Annotated in this window: 10 protein-coding genes and 1 pseudogene; 4 read left to right on the top strand and 7 right to left on the bottom strand. The window is 63.5% G+C overall.

What is annotated here, in order from left to right:
• Positions 1-129 precede the first annotated feature (129 nt).
• Entirely contained in the window at positions 130-1,764 is a 1,635-nt protein-coding gene (locus FDW83_RS09065) for a M23 family metallopeptidase (protein ID WP_171027507.1), read from the bottom strand.
• Positions 1,765-2,651: 887 nt separating this feature from the next.
• Between FDW83_RS09065 and FDW83_RS09060 the strand changes: the two genes are divergently transcribed.
• The 4 genes and pseudogenes from FDW83_RS09060 to FDW83_RS09045 all read left to right on the top strand — a co-directional run bounded on the left by FDW83_RS09060 (position 2,652) and on the right by FDW83_RS09045 (position 10,628).
• The gene (locus tag FDW83_RS09060) at positions 2,652-3,776 is read left to right on the top strand and encodes a rhamnogalacturonan acetylesterase (RefSeq protein ID WP_138137654.1); all 1,125 of its coding nucleotides are present in this window, start codon (positions 2,652-2,654) and stop codon (positions 3,774-3,776) included.
• A gap of 141 nt (positions 3,777-3,917) precedes the next feature.
• On the top strand, positions 3,918-5,186 hold the full coding sequence (locus FDW83_RS09055; RefSeq protein WP_138137652.1) for a rhamnogalacturonan acetylesterase: 1,269 nt from the start codon (positions 3,918-3,920) through the stop codon (positions 5,184-5,186).
• 378 nt (positions 5,187-5,564) lie between these two features.
• Complete coding sequence (locus FDW83_RS19700) at positions 5,565-9,959, top strand: fibronectin type III domain-containing protein (RefSeq protein WP_138137650.1); 4,395 nt, start codon at positions 5,565-5,567, stop codon at positions 9,957-9,959.
• A 175-nt stretch (positions 9,960-10,134) separates the two neighbouring features.
• Positions 10,135-10,628 (top strand): annotated as a pseudogene (locus FDW83_RS09045) (recombinase family protein).
• A gap of 356 nt (positions 10,629-10,984) precedes the next feature.
• Here the strand turns inward: FDW83_RS09045 and FDW83_RS09040 are convergent.
• The 6 genes from FDW83_RS09040 to FDW83_RS09015 form a co-directional block, all read right to left on the bottom strand.
• Positions 10,985-11,911 (bottom strand): sugar phosphate isomerase/epimerase, encoded by a 927-nt coding sequence (locus tag FDW83_RS09040; protein ID WP_138137648.1) that lies wholly within the window; start codon positions 11,909-11,911, stop codon positions 10,985-10,987.
• Positions 11,908-13,023 (bottom strand): Gfo/Idh/MocA family protein, encoded by a 1,116-nt coding sequence (locus FDW83_RS09035; protein WP_240720940.1) that lies wholly within the window; start codon positions 13,021-13,023, stop codon positions 11,908-11,910. The genes FDW83_RS09040 and FDW83_RS09035 overlap by 4 nt, the downstream gene beginning before the upstream one ends.
• 434 nt (positions 13,024-13,457) lie before the next feature.
• Positions 13,458-14,501, bottom strand: a complete 1,044-nt coding sequence (locus tag FDW83_RS09030; RefSeq protein WP_138137644.1) for a sugar phosphate isomerase/epimerase — start codon at positions 14,499-14,501, stop codon at positions 13,458-13,460.
• Positions 14,498-14,911 (bottom strand): DUF6379 domain-containing protein, encoded by a 414-nt coding sequence (locus FDW83_RS09025; RefSeq protein ID WP_138137642.1) that lies wholly within the window; start codon positions 14,909-14,911, stop codon positions 14,498-14,500. The genes FDW83_RS09030 and FDW83_RS09025 overlap by 4 nt, the downstream gene beginning before the upstream one ends.
• Positions 14,908-16,383 carry an MFS transporter gene (locus tag FDW83_RS09020; protein WP_138137640.1) on the bottom strand — a complete coding sequence of 492 codons (1,476 nt, stop codon included), beginning with the start codon at positions 16,381-16,383 and terminating at the stop codon, positions 14,908-14,910. Before FDW83_RS09020 ends, FDW83_RS09025 begins: the two co-directional genes overlap by 4 nt.
• 102 nt (positions 16,384-16,485) lie before the next feature.
• Positions 16,486-18,093 (bottom strand): GMC oxidoreductase, encoded by a 1,608-nt coding sequence (locus FDW83_RS09015; protein WP_138137638.1) that lies wholly within the window; start codon positions 18,091-18,093, stop codon positions 16,486-16,488.
• Positions 18,094-18,153 lie beyond the last annotated feature (60 nt).

The raw sequence follows: 18,153 nt of genomic DNA, 5'->3' as shown, positions 1-18,153 counted from the left end.
CTTTCAGGCCGCATTCTTGCCCGGAGACCGAGACCTCTCCCCTGTCATCGAACTCCAGGTTTACAGAATCTTTATTATCGGCGCGGCGAAATGGGCGGGGGAGTGCCCGGTAAGGACACACGACATTGGCTAGGCAGTAGGAATAGGTTCCGGCTCGGCCGTCGCTGTTGACCCGGCGGGCGGCGTCGGTGTTGGTTCCGGTTCGGCGGTGGGCGTGGGCTCAGGAAGAACTGCCGGCTCTGGCTCCGGTGCGGCGGTCTGTGACGGCTCCGGGGCAGGCGTCGGTGTTGGTTCCGGCTCGGCGGTCTGTGACGGCTCGGGGGTAGGCGTCGGTGTTGGTTCAGGGGTGGGAGCAGATGTCGGGGTTGGCTCGGGGCTAGGTGCCGGCGTTGGTCCGGGGGTATGACCCGGCGTGGCGGTCGGCGCCTGCCAGGACGCGGCAGCGGTGGGAGGGACTGGCTGTGAGGTGCGCACAGTCGGCAGTGACCAAATAGGCGGTGCGGTGGACTGCCCGGCTGCTGATCCTGGAGCGTAGCTTGTCAGCGTGAGCGCGCCGACGGAGGATTTTGCCCACAGCGGGACGAGCCGCCACTTGTGTGGGTCCGTATGCTGGCCGTTGAGTATGGTTTCAAAGTGAAGGTGGCAGCCGGTAGAGGAGCCAGTTGTGCCGACTGTTGCAATGATTTCTGCGGCGTCGACTTTTTGCCCCTTGCTTACAGCGATCCCCTGTAGATGGTTGTAGGTCGTCACCAGGCCGTTGCCGTGGTCGATTTCTACCCTGTTTCCTCCTCCCCACGGGTGCCAACCGACCTCTCGGACTGTTCCCTCGTCTGCGGCGTGGACAGGGGTGCCGCAGCTGCCCGCATAGTCTTGCCCCGTATGGAATTCCCCGGCTGTTCCCGTGATTGGGCTGGATCGGTGTCCGAACGGGGAGGTCTCCTTGAGATTCGCCAGCGGAGACATCAGCGTCCCTGCTGCGGGTCGCTGCAAGAGGGCTCCCAGCGAAACCTGGGTCTGTTGTGTCCTGGCTGGGCCGCAGGCACGGTTGTGCGGATTGAGGCCCCCAGTGGTCTGAGCCTTCAGAATGTCGACAATTTTCAGTGCCTGCTGGCGGAATTTTGTATAGTGCTCCGGGTCTTGGTTCCGTTGTACTTGATGGATGGCAGCACTGGGCGGGAGTTGTTCCCATCCGTCGACGTTTCTGAGTGCCATGAAGAAGTGAGTTGCACTGACAGATGGGTCCATGCGGTCGCTCAATGATCCCCACGCACCGTTGTCGCGTTGCTGGAAGAGTCCCCTAGAGTCGGGTCCTGCAGCATCCCCATGATCCAGGTTCTCAAGTGAAGACTCACCGAGTGCGGCTTGCACGCCGAGCACTTGAGCCTCATCGGGCAGCGCGGCTCTCACAGCGGCGTCGATAATGCTGGAAGCATTGTTTAACTGGGTGTCGGACATATGCCTGCCACTAAAAAACGATGACATCCAGGGCTGGTGGCTCCAGCAGAGCGCTCCCAGATATTCCTGCGGGGAGTCCGCAAGAAACGGTATTGAGCCTAGGGGGCTGCCCGAGGGCAGCGTCGTCGATCCCAGTTTGTTGGCCGCCGCAATGTCCTCGTCGTAGGGCGCAGCGGCAATGCCGGAGGCGCCGGCGTCGTGGACTTTCCGGTCGACCTGATAGAGCGCTGTGGGTGTCGCCACACTCTGTAGATGAAGGACGGCAAGAAGGCTCACCGATAAAACAATTGACCAAGTGATGCGTCGCATCCCTAGGCAAGCGAATGCCCTACGGAGTGCTGCTCGCATGAGCAAACCTCGAGATCACCAAGGGTTTTACCTTCCTTCCGGCTCCGCTTCGTTGCGCCCTGCCTTGAGGAATCATCTGCAGTCTATGCCTCAGGCCTTGTGGCCAGAGCTTGGCCGTGTGTGTTCGAACCGGGAAGTGGGGCCGTTCGATTCAGCTGCTCGACTTTCATTCCATCTATGCGTGGGATGGCTTGAACCGATTCAAAAAGTGTAATGGGGCCTTGCATAGCCGTCAATGGCCCACTAAGGCGCATGCAACGCTCCCGCGTGGAGGATTAAGGGATTCGAGAATTTGCTCTCCTCCAGTATCGATATCTAGCACCCGGCGGGCATAGACAACCAAGTCGGACGCAGCCTGTTGGTAGTCCCAGGGGAGAAACCCACCCACTATACGGCCATTGAGAAACCGAAATTAACCCTTCCAGGGGAGCGGAATTGGCGACTTCAACGAGCTCGTCGCAGACCGTCTGGCTGCCCGCCTAGCGCAGGCACGACGCAGTTATGCAACATCGTCCGCGCAGTCTGATACCGGCCCAGCCCCAGTTGGCGCTGCAGCGAGTTTACGGCCAGGCATATGTGCTCACATTCAGAAACAAAAGAGACAGAAATCTACCAGAGTCTCTTGACCGCTTGCGTTGATGGCTGTTACAAATGCTGTAGCGCGAGAGGTCGGAACTATCCGGCACCCGCGAATGCCTCATTTCAACAGAATCCGCATTTGCGCGGCTTTTTGAAACGATACAAGCCCGGCGTTGTGGTTGCAGTTCCACGCGTTATCAAAGGAGATGAACGTGCTCGGTAGTGCTAAGCATTCAACTAGCAAGTCCAAGAAAACCCTTGCCGGGGGCATGGCCGCAGTCATGCTCTTGAGTGGCTTGGGCGTGAGCCTGGCGGCCCCCGCAGCCAATGCGGAACCCAGCAACTACAGGTTCGATTTCGGCAACGGACCGGTGGAAGAAGGTTACATCGGCGTCAGCGCCGTCGACACCTACAGCCCGGAGAAGCGTTACGGCTTCAACACCCCCGAGCACATGGTGAACGTCCCCGCCAAGGGGGCCGGCGCGGGAAGCGACGCCGTGCGCTTCCTGCAATTCGGCACCAAGAGCGCCAACACGTTCAACGTGGACCTCAAGGAGGGCCTGTACAAGGTGTCCGTCACCCTGGGCGACACCTCCCGCGCGAGCATCGCCGCTGAGGGCGTTTACCAGGCGATGAACCTCACCGGGAACGGCGCCAAGGACTCCTTCGAGATACCGGTGACGGACGGCCAGCTGAACCTGTTGGTAACCGAAGGCAAAGTGGGCACCGCCTTCACCCTGAGCGCCCTGGAGATTGAGAAGGTCTCTCGCCACCCGGAAATGGACCCCACCATCTGGGTGGGCGGGGACTCCACCGTGGCCAGCTACTACCCGCTCGAATCCAGTGTCCAGGGAGGCTGGGGCCAGATGCTGCCGCAGTACGTTGACCCGGAAGCCTTTGATATCCGGAACATGGCCACCGGCGGCCAGATCGCCCGGGGCTTCCGAAACGACGGCCAGCTCGAGGCCGTGCTGCAGTACATCAAGCCGGGCGACCTCTTCCTGCTGGAAATGGGCATCAACGACACCGCCGCCAAGAATGCCACCACTGAGGCCGAGTTCAAGGAGATCATGCGGGACATGGTCCAGCAAGTGGCAGCTACCGGAGCAACGCCGGTGCTGGTCACCCCGCAGGGCCGCGCTACGGACTTCAACGCCGAAGGGGTCCACACCTCAGTGAACCGCTGGTACCGGAACTCCACCGTGGCACTGGCCTCGGAAGAGAACATCCCGTTAGTAGACCTGAACGTCCTGGCTTCGGCGTACTTCACCGAGATTGGCCCGGAGGCCACCCTTGCCCTCTACATGACCGGTGACTCGCTCCACCCCAACCGCGCGGGCGCCGCTGAGCTGGCCCGGCTGGTCGCAGAGGACCTGAAGAGGCAGGGACTCTAAAGGGACGCGAGTCCTGACGACCAAAGAGGTGCATGAACACCGACTCCACACTGGTGACCCTGTGGCGGTTCCCGCCGGCATCAGTGGTCAGGTCGTGGTAGCGGACAAAGCGATCGGAAAACGCTTGAAAGGGAAGACAAGATGAAATCGGTAACGCAACTCGGACACATCCCAGCGAAGGCCAAGATACTCCTCGTGGGTTTGGCGGTCGCAGCGTTCTTAGGGCCGATCATGGGCACCGGCCAGGCCTCGGCAGTGCAACCCGGCCAACAACAGGGCAAGGTAGAAGCCGCGGCCGTAGCTACGAAGTTCAACTTCGGCGCAGGCCCGGAGGTGTCCGGCTACACCAACGTGAGTGCTGCCGATGCATATGATTCCGCGACAGGGTACGGGTTCAACACGCCGCAAGACATGACTGATGTCTCGGCGACCGGCTCAGGGGTGGGAGCGACTGCTGTCCGGTTCTTGAAGTCCGCACCGGCCAGCCCGAACACCTTCAATGTGGACCTACCCAAAGGTCTCTACCGCGTCCAGGTTATGTTGGGAGATACGAACAGATCGAGTGTGGCGGCTGAAGGCGTATATCAACTTCTGAATCTGACAGGTGTTAACGCCCAGGATTCCTTTCTCATACCCATAACCGACGGGCAACTAAACCTTTCGGTCGTCCCGGGTCAGAATGCGGCGCACACGCTGTCGGCGATGGTCATCACCCACGTCTCTAAGGATCCACAGTTGCCCGCGACGGTCTGGCTTGGAGGTGACTCAACGGTCACGAACTACTATCCCAAAGATGCCGACGAAATGGTCGGCTGGGGTCAGATTGTGCCGGAGCTTGTGAATCCAGACGTTCTCAACGTCCGCAACATGGCCTCCGCGGGGCAGATTGCCAAGGGATTCCTCCAAGGAGGATCGCTCGATACGATTCTGAAGTACGCCAAACCTGGCGACTACTTCCTTCTCGAGATGGGGATTAACGACGAGAAGGCTTATTCAGCGGCTCAATTCCAGGATTACATGCGTCAGACCGTGTCGGCGGTGAAGAGCACCGGAGCGACAGTCGTCCTCGTGACTGCGCAGGGGCGATCAATCTCCTGGACGACGGATGAAAATGGAACTCCTGTGCACAATGCCGAGCAGGCCATGTACCGGCCGGCCATGATTGCCTTGGCGGAGGAGCAGGGTGTTGACCTCGTGGATCTCAACGTGCTCAGTTCCGCCTACTTCACTTCGATCGGCCCGGTCGAGACCGCGTCCCTTTACACCACGGGTGACTGGCTGCACTTCAATCGGGATGGGGCCACTGTCCTGGCGAAGCTCGTCGTTCAAAATTTGCAGGACCAAGGAATGGATGAGTTCACCTACCTGACCAGCGCGCCTCAAGACACCGGCATCCTCAGCAGTTTCTAGGGAAATAATTCCGGCGCAAGCCGGCAAAACACACGACGGCGGATGGGCACTTCGGTGCGCATCCGCCGTCGCTGTTTAACCGGTACACACCCCGCCCATGCCAGTGTGAAGAGCTCCCCCAGTACGGATTTTTCGGCCGAACAAGCAGGAACATTCAATACCAAAAACTCCCGGGAAAGTTGGGAAAACGGTTGCCAGCATGGGCTCGGGGCTGATAAACCTTACAGGGTCGCATCACCCCACCCAGGTCTCGCTTCAATCCACGGTCCAACCCGGAACCCACCAAAATCGACATCCGCTGTCCGGCGGCCTCGTTTTGAATCGTTCCAGATCCCCGCCTGGGTATCGTCTTGCCAGAGTTCATCGAAGGAGATGTCCGTGCATATACCCCCGCAAGTGCCCCCGTTGTCGAAGGAAGCGCCGCCGCCAGGCCGCAGGCTGGCCAGAGGCACCAAGGCGGTCACCGCCGCGGTGGCTTCCGCTGCCATCGCCTTCACCGGGCTGCCGGCGGTCCATGCCGACACCGCCCTGCCGCCGGTGGGAAGCGGATTCAAATTCGACTTCGGCCCCGGTGCCACGGCCGAAGGCTACACCCGCATTGAAGCAGGCACCCAGTACTCCGCCGCGGCAAAGTTCGGCTTCACTGATACCGCTGTCACCTCGGGGGCCGACCGCGGCACCGGTGACCCCTTGCGGTCCGACTTCGTGCAGGCCCAGGACAGCAGCTTCCTGGTGGACCTGCCCAACGGCGATTACACCGTCAAGCTCATCGCCGGCGACGCCACCGAGGCGACCAACATCGCCATTACTGCAGAGAAGATGGCCAAGGTACAGGCCACCGACAAGCCTGCCGGCCAGTACCTTGAAATGGAATTCCCCATCTCCCTGGTGGACGGCCAGCTTAACCTGGACTTCAGCGGAACAGCTGCGAAGATCAACTCCCTGGTGATCGCCGCCCGGGCTCCCCGCACGGCAACCGCGGACCCCGGCGTCTACCTCGCCGGCGACTCCACCGTCCAGACCTACGACGCCGGATACGTCCCGCAGGCCGGCTGGGGCCAGATGATCGACCGGTACTTCGATGACCGGGTCTCCTTCAAGAACCACGCCATCGGCGGCCGCAGTTCCAAGAACTTCATCAGCCAGGGCCGGCTGGATGAGATCCTGCGCGTGATTAACCCCGGTGACTACCTGATGGTCCAGTTCGGCCACAACGACGCCACCGTCGGGGTGGACGACCGCTACGCCTCACCCGCTGACTATAAGGAATACCTGCGGACCTACGTCCACGGCGCCCGCCAGCGCGGTGCCGTACCCGTCCTGGTCACGCCCGTAGGCCGCCGCGACTTCGACGAATCAACCGGCAAGTTCCGGGTCAGCTTCCCTGAGTACGTCGCCAAGGTGCACGAACTCGCCGCTGAGGAAAACGTGGGGCTGGTGGACCTTTCGGCCTCCAGCCGCGCCTACTACGATGCCATCGGCCCGGAAGACACAAAATCGGTGTTCCTCCATGTTGATGCAGGCGTCTACCCCAACCGTCCCACCGGAACCGTGGACAACACCCACTTCCAGGAATACGGCGCCATCCAGATCGCACGGCTGGTCGCCGAAGGCGTGAAGCAGCTCAGCGTCCCGCTGGCATCACGGGTCAAGGAAATCGCACCGCCGTCGTCCGTTCCGGCCAAACCGCAGGGACTCGTGGCCGGCAGCGTCTCCAACGCCGGCGCACTGTTGAAGTGGCAGCCCGTTGAGGGTGCGGACATCTACAAGGTGTACCGCAAGCTGGCCTCCGAGCCGGACAGCGCCTTCACGCTGACCACCACCTCAACTGTCCCCACCGCCAACCTGGGCGGTCTCGCCGAAGGTACCGCCTACAGTGTTCGGGTGGCTGCCATGAACGGCAAGGGACTCTCCGAGCCCAGCGACACCCTGGCGGTGACCACGAAGCAGGCGAAGTACAAGTTCGACTTTGGGCCCGTAGGGGCGCCTCTCGAGCCCGGCTACACCGAAGTCAACCGGACCATGGCCTACACCCCTGAGCGCGGCTTCGGCTTCAAGGACACCGCGGTACTCAGCGACCGGGACCGGGGCGCCGTGACCACCAATCTCCTGCGCGACTTCGTCCTGAGCAGCTCCAGCTTCGAGTTCAAGCTGGACGTGCCCAACGGCACCTATGCGCTGAAGACGTACCACAGCGACTGGATCGGCTCCACCCGCACCGATGTTGCCGCCGAGGGCACCCCCTACGGCCAGGTCTCCTCCGGCCGGTCCTCCTCCGCCACCAAAATCATCAACCAGGTCCTGGTCTCCGACGGGCAGCTGAACCTGACCATCAGCGGTTCCGGCCAGCGGCTCAACGGCCTGGAGGTCACCCCCCTGCTGGTGGGACCCACCAACCTGCACACCACGGCCGTTAATGCAGCCGCCGAACCTCCAGTGGTCGACCTTGCCTGGGACCCCGTGACGGACGCCGCCGGCTACAAGGTGTTCCGCCAGGCATCGTTTGAGGCCGAGCCTTCGCTGGTGGCCGAAAACGTCACGGCACCATCTTTCCAGGACACCACTGCCTTTGCCGGCCTGACGTACAAGTACTTCGTCACGGCGCTGGACAGCACCGGCCTGGAATCCGTTCCCTCCAACACCGTCGAGACCGCCCTGGTAGATCCCAACACCCCGGTTCCCGCCGCGCCCCTCAAGGTGGACGTCAAGGCCGTGGAAAAGACCAGCGTGACCCTGAAATGGCAGAAGGTGGCCGATGCCGCCGCCTACCAAATCTACCGCTCCACCTCGCCCGAGGGCCCCTTCGAATACGTGGGCCGCGCCGGCGAAGTGAACTACACCGACTACACCGTGCTGACCACCATCAAGTACTACTACCGGGTCACCACCGTGAACAAGGGCGGCGAATCCGTGCCCTCCCCCGTGGTGGGAACAGAGAAGGTCACCGTTATTAACCGGCAGATGGAGCAGCTGGACCGCGCCCCCGTGGCCCTGCTGACCGACCAGGGCGTACGGGTGGGCTGGCGCATGCTGGGCCTGGACCCCGAACAGATCGGGTTCCATGTCATCCGCGACGGCGTCCAGCTCACCGAAGAGCCGATCCGGAACAGCACTACCTTCCTGGACTCATCAGGCACAGCGGCTTCCCGCTACGTCATTAAGAGCGTCGGCAACGGCGGGGACCAGCTGACCGGTGAGTTCACCCCGCTGGCGCAGGACTATCTGGCAGTCAAGCTGGACAAGCCTGCAGACGACTACACCAAGGACGGCCAGCCCTACAGCTACTCCGCAGGTGACTCCAGCGTGGCGGACCTGGACGGCGACGGGACCTACGAAGTCATCCAGATGTGGTCCCCGTCCAATTCCAGGGACAACTCACAGGCAGGCTACACCGGGACCGTCTACGTGGACGCCTACCGCATGGACGGCACCAAGCTCTGGCGGATCAACATGGGCCCGAACATCCGTGCCGGCGCCCACTACACCCAGCTCCTGGCGTACGACTTCGACGGCGACGGCAAGGCCGAGGTTGCCATGAAGACCGCGGACGGCACGCGTGATGGTGCCGGAACCGTCATCGGTAACGCCGGAGCTGACTACCGCAACAGCAGCGGCTACGTGCTCACGGGACCGGAGTTCCTCACGGTCTTCCACGGTGCCACCGGCACCGTGATGGACACCGTGGCCTACGACCCGCCCCGGGGGGACGTTGGAGCCTGGGGCGATACCTACGGAAACCGCGTGGACCGCTTCCTCGGCGCCGTGGCTTACCTCGACGGCGAGCGGCCCTCCATGATGTTCAGCCGCGGCTACTACACCCGCACGGTGCTGGCCACCTACGACCTGGTGGATGGCAAGATCATCAAGCGCTGGATCTTCGATTCCGACACCGCCGGTGCCCAGTACCGGGGCCAGGGCAACCACAACCTCTCCGTGGCTGACGTGGACGCCGACGGCAAGGACGAGTTCGTCTTCGGGTCCATGACCATCGACGACAACGGCAAGCCGCTGTACACCACCGGCCTCGGCCACGGCGACGCCATCCACACCAGTGACCTTGATCCGTCCCGCCCAGGACTGGAGACCTTCGCCGCCCACGAGGACATGGGCTCAAGCGGCAACAAGGGCGCTACGTTCCGGGATTCACGGACAGGTGAAGTGCTCTGGAGCATCCCGGCCACCAAGGACACCGGACGCGCTGCTGCCGGAGACATCGACCCCCGCCACCCGGGTGCCGAAGGCTGGGCCATCGGCGGCGACGCGGCGTGGAACTCCCCCGTTGGTGAGCTCCGCTCGGCTAAGGGCGAACTGATCGCCAACAAGATCCCTGCAGCCAACTTCCTGGCCTGGTGGGACGGCGACCTGCTGCGCGAGATCGTGGACCATGACTGGAACGCTGCCACCAACACAGGCACGCCCAGCATCGCCAAGTGGAACTGGGAGACCGAATCCAGCGACCGGTTGCTGACCGCGACCGGGGCAAAAACCAACAACAGCACCAAGGGCAACCCTGCCATCCAGGCCGACCTCCTCGGTGACTGGCGGGAAGAGATTGCCTGGCCGTCAGCAGACAGCACGGAATTGCGGATCTACACCACCACAGCCGGCACCGATGTCCGCCTGCGGACACTCATGCACGATCCGGTGTACCGCCTGTCTGTGGCCCGGGAGAACATCTCCTACAACCAGCCGCCGCACCCGGGCTTCTACATCGGTGAAGGCATGGAACTGCCGGGCCAGCCGGACATCGTCTACACCCGCCGCGCCGGCTAGCCCCCGCGCATTCAACCTCGGGTGAAACTGCAATGCCCCGTCCGCCCTCAGCGGACGGGGCATTGCGCTTAATTCCGGCCCCGCCACCATCCACAGCCAGTGCATGGTGATCCTCGTGGCCGTGGGCTGAGAGGGGCCTAGAACTCAACCTGAAAGGATGAGGGTGGAGGCACCGGTGACTGGACAGCGGATCGGGTATGCGCGCGTGAGCATGCTGGACCAGAACGAGAAACGCCAGCTCGAACGCCAGGTTCTGGACCGGATCTTCATACGATGGTTTGTGCACAGCATGGAACGGCTCGCCCGGAACCTCGATGACCTGCGTGCTCTTGTCCAGGGACTCACCCGCAAGGGCCGGCGGGTGGAGTTCGTCAAGGAGAGCCGGGTCTTCACCGGCGAGGACTCCCCCATGGCCAACCTCATGCTCTCCGTCATGGATGCCTTCGCTGAATTCGAACGCTCGCTCATCCGGGAACGACAGCGGGAGGGCATCGCCCTGGCCAAGCAGCGCGGCGCCTAGAGAGGGCGGAAAAGACCCTCGCCCCGGAGCGGGCGGCAGACCTAGTTCGGCGCGCCGGTAACGGTGTCCCGAAAGCCGTTCTTGCCCGTGACTACGGGACCAGCAGGGCGACTGTCTACCAGTACCTGCGCCAGGCCAAGCTGGAGTAGCCTCTCCCCTGCCTGTGCCGTCGATGTGCAATAGTTCCCGTGGCCGGAGCTTGACGGAGCGTTTGCCCCGACCCCTTAATGAGGCGAGAATCCAGCATCTGCTGTACCGCACCACCACGGCATGGGCGCGCTCTGGCAGCTGGAGGTGGCGCGGGATCGCGCAAGGGAGGCCGAGACCGCAATGATGGTCGGGCTTCTCCGCTCGTCAACAACCCCAACGCGCGAGACGCGCTGCCGGCGCTGATGCCGTCGGATGCTCGCGGCATGGAACGGCGAGATTGGCGGCCCTCGTTGCCCTTCTGCGCTGCAGCGAAAGCAACGCGTAAGAGCGTAAGAGGCGGAGTGCCTCCTTGTGTTTATCGTTCCTCCGCGATGAGGGGGCGGAGAGTGCGATGCGCGATGCGCAGGCCTTCGAGAATCTTGTCGTCAGTGCCGCCCCACAGCGGGTCTTCGTGCTCGACGGACAGGGTGCCGGTGAACCCTGCCTCGTAGAGGCGGTCGATGACGTGCGGCCAGTCAACGACGCCACGCCCCGGCACCCGGAAGCGCCACCACCCCATGTCCCACGGGTCATCGCCCTTGTCAACGAGGCCGAAGAACCCGTACTGGTTCCGCTTCCGGGGGAATAGCTCGAGGTCCTTTGCCTGCGCGTGCACGATGTGCTCGGCGAACGGCAGGATCGTCTCGACCGGGTCGATTCCGATCCAAGTGAGGTGCGACGGGTCCCAGTTCAGCCCGAAGCCGAGACCGGTCACCCAGTCCCAGAGCTCAGGGGAGTATGCGATATTGCCGGGGTACCCGTCGGGGTGCCAGCCCTCCATGACGCAGTTCTCGATAATGAGCCGCACGCCACGTTCCCCGGCGTAATCGACCAGCTCGGGTAGGACCCGGTTGCCTTCGCGCATGTTCTCACGCACGGACTTCGTGTTGTCGCGGCCGATAAACGTGCCGACGTACGGGATCCCCAGGGTCTGAGCGGTGTCGACGGCGTGCTTGAGGTGCGTTCGGATCTGCTCGCGGCGCGCGAGGTCCTGGTGCAGATTGTTCTCATAGTACGCAAGCGCGCTGATTTCTAGACCGGCCCGGTCGAGGAGTGCCAGGGTCGTGGCGGCGTCCTCGTCTGTGAAGGTCGCGACGGGCAGGTGCGCGGCCTCGAAGTCGCGTCCGCCGATGCCCGGCCACACCGCAACCTCGAGCCGCTCGTACCCTTGATCGGCGGCGAACGTGGAGATCCGGTCGAGCGACCATCCCGGTAGGCATGCGGTCAGCATCCCGAGTTTCATTGAATGTCCTTCCAGTTGTTTTCCGAGACAGCGGCGGCGGACGCGCTGGCAACGACGGCATCGACGATGCGAGCTGAACGGGTACCGTCAACGAATGTGGGGAGCCCCTCGGGGCTCTCCCCGCGGACTGCGGCATACGTGTCCGCGACGAAGGCAGCGAACGCGTCGAGGTAGCCCTGCGGATGCCCGGCGGGAACAATAGCGAGCCTGCTCTGATCGGGAGAGCCCTGTGAAGGGTCCCGAACCACGATGCTGGCACCTGTTTCCGTGCCGAACCAGGCTTGTTCTGGGTTTTCCTGGTCGAACACCGCGCTTCCAAGGGTGCCGTCAACCTCGAACCAGAGCCGATTCTTTCGACCCGATGCGACCTGCGACACCACAACGTTGGCAAGACGCCCTGAAGCGGTCTTGAACGTCGCAACGGCTATATCCTCCGTCGCAACCTTCATCCGCTGCTGAGTTTCTCCCTCGTGCTCGACACCCTCTGCCTTGGAGAAGGACGGTCCATCCGGAACTGGGCGTGTGGGGTAGGCGATGTCGGTGGTCGCAGCGACGGCGCTGAGCTGCTCTCCCGTGACGAACTCCACGAGGTCGCACCAATGAGATCCGATGTCCGCGAATGCCCGGGACGCGCCGCCGGAAGCGACGTCTACACGCCAGCTGGAGGACTCTTGGTCGCGCATCCAGTCCTGTAGGTAAGAACCGTGGATGGTAAGCACCCGGCCGAGTGAGCCGCTCTGGATTCGGGAGCGGATCTCGCGGATCAGGGGGTGGAATCGGTACACGAACGGGACGGTTGCGACTACGCCTGCGCGCTGAGCTGCCTCTAGGAGTTCGGAGGCTTGATCGGCAGTCACGGCGAGTGGCTTTTCGCAGATGACGTTGATGCCAGCGCGAATGACCGCGAGGGCCTGAGGATGATGCTGGTCGTTTGGCGTACAGATGTGCACGACATCAGGAGTGTCGTCGATGACCTGTTGGAGGGAGCCGTAGCCTCGGGGGACGCCGAGCTGGTCAGCGGCCTGCTGTGAGCGCTGCGGGTTGCGACCAAGTACACCGAGCACTTCCGCTCCAGCGGTTCGAGCGGAGCGGGCGTGCACGGCCGCGATCATGCCCGTGCCAAGAATGGCTACTCGTGGTGAACGCATGGGAGATCCTTTCAGCCAGCCTGGTCATCCACAGGCTCTCGGCGGTTCCTTCAAAGGGGGCTTATCGGGTCAGACCACCCCACCCTGACGGGCGGGTCGGCCGCCAGCATAGCTATCTTCTGCGGATTGTCTGCAAAAGGTAGGGGGTGATAGTGATGGTCTGACGGAGAGTGGCTCTCGATGTCTGTCCTGGAGCATCATTCGGACGTACGTCCTTGCGGACGACCCGCTCCGAGCCATTGCGGCGGAGCGAGCCTTGGACGCGCGGTTACGGGGAGCCCGGCGTCGCCAGGCCAAATTGCCAGCGGTTCACCTGCCCGCGGGGGATGCGGCCTGTTCCCGGCCCTTCCGCCGCAGATGGCCGCGAAGGGCGGTGGAGCGATCGCGGTCGATCGCGGTTAACGGTCCGCGACCGCGTCCCGAACTGCGGAGACAATCAGACGGTGCTGCCCCTGGATCAGCGCGATCGGATCGACCTCGCCGACGTCGCGGAACGCGTGCCCTTCCCACTCGGACGAGAAATAGCCGGCGTAGCCTGCCTCGACGAAGATGCGCATGATGGCGGGGATGTCGATGGACGGCTCCTCGCCCGCGGCGTTGATGTCGTAGAACTTACCGTGGACGTGCACGATCTGCGGCATGATCTCGCGCCACGAATCGACGGGCTCGTGGCCGTGCATGCTGAATGCCGTGTGCACGGCGCGGAGTGCCTCATCGGAGGCGCCCTTCGACCGAGCGAGCTCAGCGAATCGCCCGAAGCGCTCTTGGGGGTTTCCGGATTCGGCCCAGATGGTTTCGAGCTCGTCCCCGGCTGCACGGGGTAGGCCGAGCCGCACAAAGTAGTCGATCTCCGGTGCGGGTACTCCGCGCATCGTGGAGCTGAAGTCCGGGATGAACCCCAGCAGTGGCGAGTCGATCTGCTCGTAGGCCTCACGCACCCGCATGACGGTCGGCGTGTTGGGCCCCTCGGGCGCGTGAATTTCCATGCCGAGCTTGATGCCGTACTGCTCGACGCGGCGCAGGAGGGGCTCGAGCACGGCCGTGGAGCCGCCCATTTGGGTACGCACGGTAGGGAACCCCAATCGATGCGCAGTCTCGATCTGCCGGGCGAGGTAGTCGACGATCTCGTCATCGGTGAGCATCCGGTCGCGTCGGAGTGCCACGTCGGTATTGACCGCCAGGCAGGAGGGCTCAAGCTCGTATTGGTCAAGCAGTGCGCGCCAGCTGCGCACGAAGTCATCAGATACGGCCGGGTAGTTGCGGATCGTCTGGAACCCGACGACTTCCACCCCGGGTCCGATCCCGGCCTCGGCGACCCGGGCGATGAGGGATTCGAGCGAGTACTGCCCCGTGACCCACTCGTTCGTGAGGGAGTAGAGCGTCAGTCCGAGCTTGATGTCGGTACCGGGAAGGGCTCGGGAGGTGGTCGCGGTGGCAGTCATGAAGTCGGAACCTTCTGTGCGATTTCGAACACCTGTCTGGAGCGGGTGTTGGTGACAAGTGGGCGTTCGGGGCCAATGAGGATGTATGGGCTGCGCAGGTCGATGACAGTGGTGATCTCGGCGTGGTGCAGGGCGGCAGCCGTCGAGTCGGTAATCGCGACAGTGGCTTCGTCCTGGACAAACCAGATGTCATCCCACCGTTCTGCCAGGTCCTCGATGCGGTAGCTGCCACCGTTTACCTCCAGTCGGATCAAATCCCCGGAAATCTCTCGGCCATCGATCTCGACCGCGAGCACCACGACTGCGGAGAGCGGGAGGCTGCGGTACCACGGCAGCCGCACGATGTATCGCAGCGTGCTGCCGTCGGTGGTGGCGCTGTCCGCCTGCACCATATAGCCCTGAAAGGTCATGGCTTCTCCTTCTTGTTTTGCATGTGCTTCTTTCCAGCAGAGAGTTGCTGCTCGTTCACTTCTTCCGAGTCGGTGATGATGCCTCCGCGGGCGTCCAGTCGTGCACGGATCTCGGCCACTCGGGACTCGGTGAGGTTATAGAAGAGGTAGGGCACGATCGCAAGCAGGGTGATGATGGCGGGAACGAGGTTGACGGCAATGTTGATGCCGTTCATGGCCTCGGCCGTCTGCTGTGCTTTCGGCACGAAGCCGAACGCACCGATTAGAGCTACGCCGGCACCGCCGCCCACCGCGCTTGCGATCTTCGTCGAGAAGCTGATCGTGGCGTAAGAGCTGCCGTCGGTTCGAATCCCGGATCGCTCCTCGCCGTAGTCGACCGCGTCCGGCACCATCGCAAGCACGAGGGGGGTACCGAACGTCGAAAGGCCGTAGACGAAGGACAGCGCGAGAACGAGCATGATGTTGTCGAAGCCGACGAAGAACAGCGTGAACAGCGAGACACTTTGCCCGAGCAGCGACGTGATCAAGAGGTTGCGCTTGCCGAATCGTCGAGCGAGCGGGGTGAAGACGACGATGCCGATGATCGCGGCGATGGCCGGAGTGCTCATCAGGACGGGGACGAGCGCGAAGTTCTGGACGTTATAGAGGGCATAGAAGATGACGACGCCCAGCCGGCCGAAGAACGCGGTGAGGACCAGGAAGGTGCCGATGAGATTTAGCATCAGTGGCCGGTTCGTGAAGATAGCTCGCGCCGTAGCCGCGATCGGTGCCGGCCCCTTCTTGACGGGGGTGATCACCTCTCGGGACGTGGCGAACACGACAAGCATGAGCCCCACCGAGAGGACCGCGAAGACGGTCGCGGTTAGCGTGTAGCCCCCGACGGTCTGTGTCCGTCCATCGCCGGCCCCACTGAAGAACACGATCACGGGGAGAGTCAGCAGCGACAGAAGCACGTTCGCGGCGTTCGTGCCGATCATTCGGAACGAGTTGAGCGAGACGCGGTCGGTCGCAGATTCGGTCATGACGGCCGGGAGCGCACCGTAGGGGACGTTGACAACTGAGTACAGGATGCCAAGGATGCCGTAGGTCACCGCCGCCCAGACCACAGCGCTGGCGCTCGAACCGGGGAACGGTGCGGTGAAGGTCAGCACGAAGGTGATGCCGAGCGGCACGATGCCGTACAGGAGCCAAGGGCGGAATCGCCCGTACCGGGATCGCGTGCGCTCGGCGAGGGCACCGACCAGCGGATCGATGAGCGCATCGACCACGCGCGTCACAAGCAACAGCAGCGCAACGACGCCGGCACCGAGGCCGACCGTTTCGGTGTAGAACACCGCTAGGTAGCTGGTGACTGTGGTCCACACGAGCTGTCCGGCGAAGTCGCCCAGCCCGAATGCGGCTCGTCTGTATAGGGGCAGCCGTGGCGGGGCAGCGATGGTGTCGGCGGGGCTGGCCGAGGTAGGGGTTGTCATATCTACTCCAAACACTTCGTTGTGCTCGCCGGGCCGTGACCGCGGCGAGGGACAGATGGATCTTAGGAAAGAGGTCGGTGGGGCTGCCGCCCGACCGACTTGTCAGGCGGAGACGGGTGCGGTGCGGTCCTCGGCGCCAGCCGATTCGAACTGCTCGAGCAGCTTGCGGGCCCCGCGGACCGCGAGGGCGGTGCTGAACAGCGTGGGGTTGACCACGGTCGCAGTAGGGATCGTGCCGTTGCCACCCAGCACGAGGTTCTGGATACCCCAGACACGGGACCATGGGTCCACCACGCTCGTTCCGTCGTCGGTGGCGCCGGAACGGAAGGTTCCCTGGTAGTGCAGCGAGGAGCCGTTCGGAGCAAGTCGCGGCTGGCCGCCCGGCACCACGGTGCCGAGGATCTCGAGCGCGCGGGTCTGATCGAGCCGGGCGGCGGCGATCTCCTTCTCCTCGCGTTGCGTGAGCGCATAGTCGATCGTTACGTTCGGCATGTCGAACGCGTCCGACTCCGTCTCGCTGAACGTGAGGCCATCCTCGACTCGGGGGTACTTTCGTATCCCGAAGCCGACGTTGACGTAGCCGTAGGGACTGTTCGCGAGCGGGTGATCGTCCGGGATGGGCATTGGGGCCTTCAAGGTGTGCATTATCTGCGCGCTGTAAGGGAACCCCGCGTCGCTGAACGGGATGCGAATGGCTGCGGACACCGCGTCACCTGCGGCCGTGGAGAAGGAGCCTCCATCGGGAACCCCGTCGGGATAGAGCCGCTCGACGACCTCGGGCCGCAGGGCAGCGGTGCTCAGCAGTACGGGATGCTCGGTGAGATAGCGGCCGAGCGCAGCGGGGCGGACGCCGGACGCGAACAGCAGCTGCGGGGTGCGAACCGCGTCCGCTGCGACGATCACGACGTCGGCGTGCTCCTCGTACTCCCGGCCCGTATGCAAGTCGCGCAGAAGCACGCCGGTGGCCACGTCGTTGTTGAGCAGGATGCGCCGTGCCTGAGTGCGATCACGCAGTTCAAACCGCTTTTGCTGCGAGGTGCCGTCGATGAGGAGGGGTCCGAGCACGGTGTCAGTGCCGGTCCACTCCAGCTTCCCGTCAGGCCTGATTGTAACGGCCACCGGGAATGGGCCGACCTTTTTTCCCTGGGGCAGGCGGGAGTTGAACTCCGCGCCGAGGGCCTGAGTAATGGCCTGGGTGACGGACGAATGGAACGCGTCCTTCTCGACGTGCAGGAGTCGCTCGGCTTCACCGATCAGGTCGTCCCACTCGGCGGCGGGAATGAAGTCGACGAGCTCCGAGTCGGCGGGCGGAGGGCATGCGCAGGTCCAGTGCGCGCCCTGCCCGCCGACGTTGGTAGCCAGCGCGGCGGCGGGCATACCGGGGCTGTGGCCAGTCAGCGGACCGCCGTCGTCGACAAGGTGGGTGCCTTGCCGGGCGGTGAAGGTGCCTTCGACTGCGGGTACGCCGCCAGGGATGCCCCCGCCGCCAAGCATGCCGGGCGAATTCGGGCCCTGCGAGGCGAGGCGAGCGGCGTCCTGTGCGGCCTTATCGGGGATATTGCGGACGTTGAGGCCGGGGGTCTGCGAGATTCGCGGCCCCAGCTCCACCATGAGCACGGTTGCGCGAGTGTTGCCGTCGAGAATCAGTCTGGCGTACGCAGCGCCGATCGGCCCACTGCCGACAACGATGACACGCGGTGAATCAGTCATGGTTTCTCCATTGAAGTCTCACGAGGGCGGGGCGGCGATGCCCCGTCCGGATCGATACCA

The organism is Pseudarthrobacter sp. NamE2 (genome assembly GCF_005796205.1).
Taxonomy (GTDB): Bacteria; Actinomycetota; Actinomycetes; order Actinomycetales; family Micrococcaceae; genus Arthrobacter.
The sequence above is the reverse complement of the archived record's forward strand: the minus strand, read 5'-3'. Positions and strand labels throughout refer to the sequence as shown.